A 9,229-nucleotide genomic window follows, 5' to 3' on the forward strand; every position below is an offset into this window, starting at 1 on the left:
CTTACTAGCGAAACGAACCTTCAAACATTTCCATATGTGCTGCGGGCTCGGCTCGGACTCGGTCGCACCCGGGCCTGAATGGTTCCTGCTGGGAATCTTTGACACCGAAAACGGGGCTTTCGTCAGCTGGGCGCGCCGCGAGGTGAAGCCATGATCGCCCTCGCCTAGTTCGCCTACGTGTACTGCTACAAGGGGCCGCGATGATGACCTCAGTCTTGCTTCTTCCCCTTGGCCCATCCGCACACCATCAAAACCAAACCTGGGATCCACAAGCCAGGCGCGGTGATAGCAAAGCCACAAACGGTCAGTGGTAGCCCTGTTAGAAACAACGGGTTTCGAAACGCGTTTTCCATAGCAACTTCTCCTTAATTTCTCTCATTAAACCACAAGGCCTGCCGGTGAAAAGGCGGGCGAGGCTCAATCATGTCCGGAATAGAACGAATGCTTGAAGAAATGGCTGCGCCATCGCCACCAGCAGCCGAAGTCGTCACCGTACCCCGCATCCTTGCCGAAGCAGCATTGACGGCGCTCGAGGATAAAGGCGCGACACCATCTGAAGTTCTGGCGCTCCGGTGCATTCTGGCTGAGCCAGTCTTGCAGCTCTGGGCAATCCACAGTGTTGGCCCGGGCGAAGAATATCCCTGCCTCAATAGGGAAGATGCCGAGCGCCGAGCAAAAGAGCTGCGAGCCATGGGCGACACGATGAAGGCTGAACGCATCGCACGCGGCGAAAGTGTTGAGCACTGGCCCGACTGGGTAACGAACGTCGTCCCATCCCCATGGGAGCCTGCCGAACACTTCGAAATAATGGCAGAGGAATGGATGGAGGACGCTGACCAGCTCCGCAAGGAGGTGATCAAGCTGACGGATCAAAGCAAAGAACTGCTGGAAAGCCTCACCAATCTCGTCGGTCTGGCCAGGCTTGGCTCCGCACGACTCGACAAGTACAACGCCGCCCTCGCCCCCGCTGAAGCAGTAATCGCCAAAGCCGCCCAATAACCACCTTCTGCCGTCACGCGCGGCATGGAGCAACAACATGGAAACAGAAATCCTCTCAGACGAAGAGCTCGCCGATATTACCGGCTACAAGGCCAGGGCCTACCAACGCCGGTGGCTAATTGATCGCCAGTGGGTGTTTATCGAAAGCCGCGGCAAGCGGCCGCTCGTGGGCCGGATGTACGCCCGCATGAAGCTGGGCATGCTCTCCCCGACCATCATGGACCCCAACCCACCGCCGGCGGCGCCGGCATGGACGCCTGACTTCTCGCGAGTGAACTGATATGCGACCCCGCAAGGCCGAAACACGTAATTTGCCGCCCCGGATGTATCAATGGACGCGGCCACGGAAAAGCGGAAAAGACTGGATCGCCTATTACTACCTCGACCTGACCGGGAAGGCGATTCCACTGGGTAAAGACCTGGACCTGGCCAGGATCAAATGGGCGGAGCTCGAAGCCAAGGAAAAGCCGCTCGACCTGCGCACCATGAAGGGCATCTTCGACCGATACATCCGCGATATCGTCTCGAAGAAAGCGGCGCGCACCCAGAAGGACAACCTGGCAGAGATCAAGCAGCTCCGGCCGATGTTCGACAGCGCCCCTATCGACTCGATCACCCCGGCCACGATTGCTGGCTACCGGGATGCGCGGACGGCCAAGGTACGGGCGAATCGCGAGATCGCCACCCTTTCCCACGTCTTCAATATCGCTCGGGAATGGGGGCTGACGACCAAAGAGAATCCCTGCCAGGGTGTTCGTAAAAACAAGGAAACGCCGCGGGACTATTACGCGAATGATGTTGTTTGGGATGCTGTTTACAAGAAGGCTGCTCAAGAGCTGAAAGACGCGATGGACCTGGCCTACCTGACCGGGCAGCGGCCGGCAGATGTCCTGGTCATGAGAAAGGACGATGTCGAGGGGAAATATTTGGGTGTACAGCAGAACAAGACACACAAAAAGCTGCGTATTCAAATGACCGACGGCGACGAGGCCAACAGCCTGGGGCTGCTGATCGCAAAAATGGCTGAGCGCAATGCTCAGCACATTTGCAGCTATCTGATTGTGAGTGCGCGCGGTAAACGCATGACCGCGAAGATGCTCCGCGACCGATGGGACAAGGCTCGTGAAAAAGCCAAGAAAGAGGCTGATGAGAAAGGCGATGTTCAACTGGCCGAGAAAATCGGCAGCTTCCAGTTCCGTGACATTAGGCCGAAAGCCGCGTCGGAAATCCTCGACGTCGGCGATGCGAGCCTGCTTCTGGGTCACACAAAGGGCGACATTACCGAACGTGTTTACCGCCGCATCGGCGCCATCGCCAAGCCGTCAAAGTAGCCCAAAAACCCGTTACAAAACTCAAACTTGACCCCTTGTAGAATGCGGCCTTCAGAGGAGCCGTAAAACGAAAGTACTGTAACGAAAAACAGCTACAGGGCCCGGTTTCAGCGGCTTCGAATAGCGGTCTTGAAAACCGTCGACTGTAACAGGTCCATGAGTTCGAATCCCATCGCCTCCGCCATCTTGAATACGTTAGAGCCCTGATTAGTCAGGGCTTTTTCGTTTCTGGGATTTGGTGAAATCGCTGCCTTTTGGCATGTGTCCCATAACCCTACCTGTTACACCCCTCGTCCGGCGTCCTGCCGATCGTTAATTATTCGTCATGTAACACGATGCTACGCTGACCTTCCAGCGGCCATAGTTCGCGCTTTGGGCTTGGCGGAGTCGACCAAATACAGGGTCTAGCGAACGATGGACTCGCGCGAGCTCCTGAGAGCCAAGCAATGTCCAGCAAAAGGGTTACTGAATGCCGAAGAAACAGCAGGAAAATAAAACGGCGGCGACCGCTGCGGACATTGAGCGCTCTATCCAGGCCCTGAACAAAATGGCTGAACGCCTTTGGGGTGATGGCCGGGAATCTGAGGCGAAAGCGCTGCTTGATGCTTTGGATTCGCTAAACAGAGCGTTGGATCGGATCAGAATTGGCGAGAGTCGCAGGGTTGCGACGCTCCATTAAGTGATGTACGAGGCAGCCTGCCATCCAGTTGCAGGCTGGGTAAATTGACGGAGCGAAGGCATACATCTATGGGGCTTCTTGAGTTTCTATCCGACCTCCTCACTCTCTTCGGCAATATTTCGTCTTACGAAAAGCCTCGTCGGGCCTTTACTCGGGGATTTGTCGCATTCTGTGTGTTGGTGGCCGTGCTTGAGCTGATGATTCTGAACCATATCTATGAGCGGCCATTCTAGAGCTTGCCAACGGGGTCGAAGAACGCGGCTCAGCCGATGTCCCCCGACAACGTCCATATCAAAATCCGCTTGATTCTTCCTCGCCCTGAAAGGCGCCACCCTATCTCTTATCGACGGAGCACCTGCAATTGCTCGTTCCGCAGTATCAATGAGTTGTTGGGTAACAGCTGATCCGCCGCAATTCAAGCAGAGAAAGATGAACATACATTCATCCTGCCGCCGCTGCAGGTGTCTACCCTCAAGGTTCCGACATAGTGAATACAGGAGTAACCCACCATGTTCTCGCACGAAAGCATCCCGCTTATTTCGCTCTTCATCATCATGCTGCTTTGCGTGCTTGGAGCCGTACTTCACCCCGTGCACGCACTCTGGGGTTGGGTTCAAAGGCGAAAGAGTAAATCCATTTACGAACGCAAAGAGCAAGTGAGGAAGCTTTATTCTCGCTGAGTGATGTTCAAAGAGGCCCGGCAAAGTCCGGGCTTTTTGTTGCCTGTACGCTACCAGGCAATAGAAAGTCCACGCCACAAAGTGCAAATAAGCGAAAACGTGGCGAAGATATTTCGAAATGAAAGCCTTGCTGAACTGAAGCTTGATCTCGGCGACGAGGTAGTCACCCCAGTCCAACAACTACAGCTTCTCTTTCACGTGCGGGAGCATAAAGTGCAGCGCAGTCTGTTCAAACTCATCGAATGCACTGCTTCGCAGCGACTCACGTGAGCAACCTCTCATGCTCGCTTTCATGGACGTAAATCCACGAGATTCCCGATGGGGAGGTGTGGTCGATGCGCATGAGGGCCGAATCAATTTTCTTCTTGGTAATACCGTCCTTTACGAGATCGAATACCGCTAGAAAGAAGTCCCCTGGAAGGGGTGTGATCGACAGATTAGTGATGTGCGATTCGGGGCTCCCGACACGCTTTCCGTGTAGGCCCCAGAGTCGCTCCCAGTAGTCCGCCCGCCCCATGATCTGGCCATCCGTGAGCACCACTCGGAACTCACTAGCCAGCGCATCGTATAAGGGTTTGATGGCGCCTTCTGACTGAGAAGACACGCCGCGCGACCACGGAAAGAAGAGGTTATACCAACGGTAAACCTCAGCTTTGACGAGGGCTGTCTTATCTGATGTTTCGAGTACTTGGCTGATTGCCATCTATGTTCTCCTTAACAGGCTAAAGGTGGCGGGTTTTGCGTTACAGACTGGAAGTCTGACTACGCATCGCCTGAACGACGTACCGCGCCCTATTCAAGTTCCATCCTGGAATCAACGTCATTGGGTCCAGCTCAAATTAACGCTTCAGCTACTTCTTGGTTTCTCCCGTCGCTTTACGGACTCGCTCACAAACGTAGCCTCTAGCTTGTTGGGTTGCATTGAAAACTGACCAACGGTTTTTGTAATGTAAGCGCCCGCCCCATACACCTTGCAGGCTTAAACGGCGCTCACGCCCCATGCCCATAGGGGGCATGTCACTCCGAGGTCCACGCCATGGTTGACTTGCAAAATGGTTTCGGACCCGCCTACGTAGAGTAAAAAGCGTTGCCACAGGCACAAAGCCAACCAGCAAATTTAAGTCCTTGCCCCACCTTCGCCGGCTAAATCGGTCGTTGAGCAGCACCAGACTGATCTCACTAGAGTGAACCTGGTTGCGCGCCAGTATCCGCGAGGAAGCAATGAGCAATCTTCGACAGCGGTCCGGGCAGCTCGCAAAAGTTCGCAAAGAGCTCTACGACCTCGACATAACGGCTAGAGGCTTCGCCCCACAGCAGGCGAGCAAGGGTGTCGCGGTCTTCCCGATAACAGGCATCACTTTTCTCTGAGCGAAAAAAAGCCCGCACTCGGCGGGATTCAATGATTAAGCTATGTGCTCCACGCAGGGAGGCATTTATGAAGTACACAACGATTCTTTTGATTGCGGCTTTACTCGGTGGTTGCTCCTCATACAGTGAGCGCGGTACCGGCGAAGGCGGAAGGGAACTCAACAACAAAGGCTACACCGTCCGCTGCGATGCAACACCAGCCAATCAGCCAGGCTGCTATACCCCAGCGCCGTCATGGTCTTGGTGGCCATCCAACAACATAAAACTCAAATTAGGGGCGAACTGAATCAGCTCCTCGTCCGCGTTTGCTGTGGTCGTTGATGCGCTGCGTTACTGATACTGAAAGTCGGATTCGACAGCCTCACTGCCAATGCTCACAGAGCTTGACCAGCTCATCGACCACGTACCTGACCTTGGGACGCAGATGCGACACCTTTGGCCAGACGGCGTGCACATCCACCGGATCCGGCTCGTATGCTTCAAGCACTTCAACCAACCTGCCCGCTTCGATGTCTTCTCTGAACAGGCAACGCGGCATCTGGCACAAGCCTGTCCCGGCAACGGCCGCAAGAATCATGGCTTCCCCGTCACCAATCTGGTGGGCGGACAGTGGTGCATAACGCACCGTTTCTGCCCCTTGCCTGACGCGCCATGACAGCGGCTGGCCCCGGCGATGGCCGACAATGCAGTGGTGATGGCTCAGCTCTTCCAGTGTTTGCGGAACACCAAAACGTGCCAGATAGCTGGGCGCGGCACAAATCGCCCAGCGCTGGCGCGTCAACCGGCGCGCCACCAGGCCACTGGTGTCTTTCAAATCGCCGAAGCGCACCAGCAGATCAATACCCTCTTCGAAGGGATCAACAATGTGGTCGGAAAACGTCATGTGCAATTGCAGCGCGGGATATTTGTTGGCGATCTCGAACAGCAATGGGGCCACTACCCGACGACCGAATGCCACCGGGATATCTACCCGCAGGCGACCTGATGGTTCTGCGCCCCTTGGACCGAGCCCGCTTTCAGCAGCGCCGATTTCTTCAAGGGCGGTGGAGCAAGCCGTCAAATAAGCCTCGCCATCGGCCGTCAGGGAAATCCGTCGGGTGGTGCGATGAAACAGCTGGGTTCCCAGACGCTCTTCTAGCCGCGCAATGGACTTGCCCACCGCCGACTTGGAGAGTCCGAGGCGCTCGGCCGCCTGAGTGAAACTGGTGGATCGCGCCGCGACCACAAACGTGATCACACCCTGAAAGGAATCGATAGGAACCATAAAAAATCGTCTGATTGTAGAATCTATGTCTACCCAGATTATAGTTTCAGGCTGTTTATCGCCAGCAGACTCCACACTAGCATGGGCTCTCGAAAGACATCGATGCGGCTCGACGCCAACAAAGCCGCATCTCTGATCCATGCCTAAAAGAGGAAATACGTCATGCCCGTCGTACGTGTGAGCTGGTTCGAAGGTAAGGAACACGAGCAAAAAGCTGCGGTTGCCGCAGACATCACCGAAAGCATCGTCAGGTACACCGGTACTGATGCGAACTACATCTACGTCATCTTCGAAGACATTGCGCCATCGGACTGGGCGGGTGCGGGCAAGCTGTTCGGGCAAGCTCCAGATAAACCCTGAGTTGTCGGCCGCTACGTGCATCGGCTTGGTCAGCGATGCGCCCCCTTGCTCCAAGAGATGCCAAAAAAAGGACTCTGAAAAATACGGCAGCGCAGATGCCAAGTCCTGGCGTCATCGGGGTTGATCGGCGACCTTGATCTGCGTCAGCCCTACCCGTTCAGCCTGCTCTAGAACCTGCTCCGGCGTCGCGTCCGCATTAGGCATGATCAAGCTGTTCTCCCCATCGCCGAAGTGCAGCTGCAACAGGTGCATCGCCGCCTCGTGGACGGGCAGTTGAAGCTGCTTTAATTGGAACATGTACGTGCGGGGCTCGCCGTTGAACAGGTATTCCAGGGTGAAGTTGCGCACGGTGGCATCCTCATATGGCTAGAAGTACAGCTAACCATCCTGACTTGATGATCATCGTATAGTTCAGACTCATAGGTAGAGCATGGCCCGGGCGGTTGACGTTGCGCCTCTACTTAAGCTCACACCACGATTCGGCATAGTCGAACCTTTGGAGAAAAACGATACAACGGCTAAAGGCGGGAACAATAAAGAGTTGAATATTTAGTGCTGACTCATGCCTTTCAACAGGTGGACACTGATTGGTTTCAGCCTAAAAAACAGGCTTTTCCACGGCAGCCCATTCTCGGGGATACCCTGATGGCATATTAACGTCAGCGATGGCAAGCTTCTGCCCCGCAGCGCCAACCCGTGTGCAGCCGGGCAGGAAGCTCAATACCCAATAACTGCTGTTATTCACCGCGGGTGCCCATCACCTGTTGGTTCAACTGAACAAGGATGTCGTCATGAAAGTCTCTCTTGGTTTCGTCGCCCTGGCTGGGTGCCTGTCTACCTTTTCTGTGTTGGCCGCCGGCCCGAGCCAAAGCGATCTGTTCAAAGCGCTGGCGGAGTGCCAGGCCAGTGCGCAGCAGGTGGCCGAGTTCAATGGCCTGGTGGACGCTGGACAATTGTCGTTGCCCAAGGATGTGCCACACAGCCCATGGGGCGGCGGCGCGTGGCAGGTCACGCCGGCGCTGACGGTGCACGGTGTATCGTCGACCACCGCAGTGATGACTGACCGCGCCAGCTTCTTTCTCCAGGCCAAAAGCAGCAGTCCAAAGGCCGATGCAGAGCAGATCGCCAGCAAACTGGAGCTGAAAAAAGTCCTGGATACCGACGGTTATGTCGACTTCCAGCGCAGCCTCGACAACGGCGCAACCCTGCGAGTGGTTTCCACGGAAGACAAGGACAGCGATCTCTACGTGGGTTGCAGCTATCAGCAGAACGCTTCCTGATACCCGGCAGTAAATGGATACGTCGCGAGCCCTGTGGCTTCACGGCGTCTCCTGCTGCCTGACAAGACGGGTCCCGCGTTCGCTGCTTAGTGTGGTCGCGTGGCCGCGCCTTTTTTTCTCCCCGCTCTACACTGCCCACCCAAGGTTATGACTACCCAATGAAGTCTTTGATCAAACCCCTGCTGATCGCCGTCCTGGTAGCTGCCCTGTGCAATCTGCTGGTGAGATTTGTCGTGCCCTACACGCTCATGTTCCTGATCCCCGAGGGCTGGGGCGGCAGTTGGGCTTTCTGGGCCAACCCATGGGTCTCGGGCTTTATTGCCGGACTGGTGGTGGTGCGCTTGCTACCTGCACAGCGCTACTACGTGGTGCCGATGCTGATCTTGGTATTTGCCGTGATTATCATCGGAGGCTATGCGCTCAATCGTTGCAACGCCGGGCAACTGGCGGCGATAAATCAGTTGTCGGAGCAAAGCTGGAGTAGCCCGAGCTACATCGGCAAGCCCGATGCTCCGACGGCACCCCAGGAACCCCTGCCACCCGTTGACCTGACCGACGCGCCGGGCGTCACTCAGGAAGGCCAAAGCTATGGCTACAGCTGTGTGCGTCCCGGCGAAACCGTGGATTACTTCCTGGCGCTGCAAATGTCCTATGGTGCCAGCCTGCTGGGCCTGATGCTGGCCTTGCTGCTGACCCATCGCTACCGCAGAACACCGGCATCGCGCCAGGGCTGAGGTAGAACAGGCCATCCTCAGTGACTGCCAATAAAAACGGGGATGGCATTGTTCAACGAGAACCCCACCAGAAAGACAGCCAGCCCGACGTCGATCTGGCGCGTGTATTTCAGAAACAGCGCCCGGACCCGGCCTTGTCCGAACAGCAAGGCCACCGTTGAATACCAGATCAACTCCAGCGTTGAACATAACAGCACCACCAGCACCTTATCGGTCCACTGTGGCGCCGACACCGGCGGTCACCGAATGGAGTGATGAAAAACGGCTGACAATAATGAAGTTCGGGCCCGGGCTGATGACCGCCATGATGTAAATCAGTGCCGCTGCAAACATGAATGCTCCTAATTGCAAAAAAACAGCCCGCGCGGCGGCAGTCCTTCAGTTACAGCAACACTGAAAAGCGATGATGTTTACCTGGCCGGATGTTGACGGATGATCGTTATCGAAGCCGCTACCGCATTGCTCTTGATCGGCCGGGTAACGGCACGTTATATCTCAAGCCGCGAGGTGCAAGTATCGGGTTCAAAGAGGACT

12 protein-coding genes are annotated in these 9,229 nt (G+C 55.9%); 7 read left to right on the plus strand and 5 right to left on the minus strand.

Annotated features, from left to right (window positions below):
* Positions 1–441 precede the first annotated feature (441 nt).
* The 4 genes from HKK53_RS06235 to HKK53_RS06250 all read left to right on the plus strand — a co-directional run bounded on the left by HKK53_RS06235 (position 442) and on the right by HKK53_RS06250 (position 3,009).
* Positions 442–999 (plus strand): hypothetical protein, encoded by a 558-nt coding sequence (locus HKK53_RS06235; protein WP_169368740.1) that lies wholly within the window; start codon positions 442–444, stop codon positions 997–999.
* Positions 1,000–1,036: 37 nt separating this feature from the next.
* Entirely contained in the window at positions 1,037–1,279 is a 243-nt protein-coding gene (locus tag HKK53_RS06240; protein ID WP_169370039.1) for a DUF4224 domain-containing protein, read from the plus strand.
* 1 nt (position 1,280) lies between these two features.
* Positions 1,281–2,330, plus strand: coding sequence for a tyrosine-type recombinase/integrase (locus tag HKK53_RS06245; RefSeq protein ID WP_169370040.1), 1,050 nt, complete (start codon positions 1,281–1,283; stop codon positions 2,328–2,330).
* Between the two features lie 469 nt (positions 2,331–2,799).
* Positions 2,800–3,009 (plus strand): hypothetical protein, encoded by a 210-nt coding sequence (locus tag HKK53_RS06250; RefSeq protein WP_169370041.1) that lies wholly within the window; start codon positions 2,800–2,802, stop codon positions 3,007–3,009.
* A 942-nt stretch (positions 3,010–3,951) separates the two neighbouring features.
* On the opposite strand, the gene HKK53_RS06255 is transcribed toward HKK53_RS06250, so the two are convergent.
* Both HKK53_RS06255 and HKK53_RS06260 read right to left on the minus strand, forming a co-directional pair.
* Positions 3,952–4,392 carry a hypothetical protein gene (locus HKK53_RS06255; RefSeq protein WP_169370042.1) on the minus strand — a complete coding sequence of 147 codons (441 nt, stop codon included), beginning with the start codon at positions 4,390–4,392 and terminating at the stop codon, positions 3,952–3,954.
* 1,026 nt (positions 4,393–5,418) lie between these two features.
* On the minus strand, positions 5,419–6,321 hold the full coding sequence (locus tag HKK53_RS06260) for a LysR family transcriptional regulator (RefSeq protein ID WP_169370043.1): 903 nt from the start codon (positions 6,319–6,321) through the stop codon (positions 5,419–5,421).
* A gap of 162 nt (positions 6,322–6,483) precedes the next feature.
* On the opposite strand from HKK53_RS06260, the gene HKK53_RS06265 reads away from it, so the two are divergent.
* Positions 6,484–6,681, plus strand: coding sequence for a tautomerase family protein (locus tag HKK53_RS06265; protein WP_169370044.1), 198 nt, complete (start codon positions 6,484–6,486; stop codon positions 6,679–6,681).
* Between the two features lie 111 nt (positions 6,682–6,792).
* Here the strand turns inward: HKK53_RS06265 and HKK53_RS06270 are convergent, their stop codons facing one another.
* Positions 6,793–7,029: a hypothetical protein gene (locus HKK53_RS06270; RefSeq protein ID WP_169370045.1), complete on the minus strand. Its 237-nt coding sequence runs from the start codon at positions 7,027–7,029 to the stop codon at positions 6,793–6,795.
* 443 nt (positions 7,030–7,472) lie between these two features.
* Here HKK53_RS06270 and HKK53_RS06275 point away from each other — a divergent pair, with 443 nt between their 5' ends.
* Together HKK53_RS06275 and HKK53_RS06280 are read left to right on the plus strand one after the other, a co-directional pair.
* Positions 7,473–7,961 carry a hypothetical protein gene (locus HKK53_RS06275; protein WP_169370046.1) on the plus strand — a complete coding sequence of 163 codons (489 nt, stop codon included), beginning with the start codon at positions 7,473–7,475 and terminating at the stop codon, positions 7,959–7,961.
* 158 nt (positions 7,962–8,119) lie between these two features.
* Entirely contained in the window at positions 8,120–8,695 is a 576-nt protein-coding gene (locus HKK53_RS06280; protein ID WP_169370047.1) for a hypothetical protein, read from the plus strand.
* Positions 8,696–8,712: 17 nt separating this feature from the next.
* On the opposite strand, the gene HKK53_RS32545 is transcribed toward HKK53_RS06280, so the two are convergent.
* Together HKK53_RS32545 and HKK53_RS32775 are read right to left on the minus strand one after the other, a co-directional pair.
* Complete coding sequence (locus tag HKK53_RS32545; protein WP_237150714.1) at positions 8,713–8,901, minus strand: hypothetical protein; 189 nt, start codon at positions 8,899–8,901, stop codon at positions 8,713–8,715.
* A 1-nt stretch (position 8,902) separates the two neighbouring features.
* On the minus strand, positions 8,903–9,028 hold the full coding sequence (locus HKK53_RS32775; protein WP_272900297.1) for a hypothetical protein: 126 nt from the start codon (positions 9,026–9,028) through the stop codon (positions 8,903–8,905).
* Positions 9,029–9,229: the final 201 nt, after the last annotated feature.

This window comes from Pseudomonas sp. ADAK7, assembly GCF_012935675.1.
Taxonomy (GTDB): domain Bacteria; phylum Pseudomonadota; class Gammaproteobacteria; order Pseudomonadales; family Pseudomonadaceae; genus Aquipseudomonas.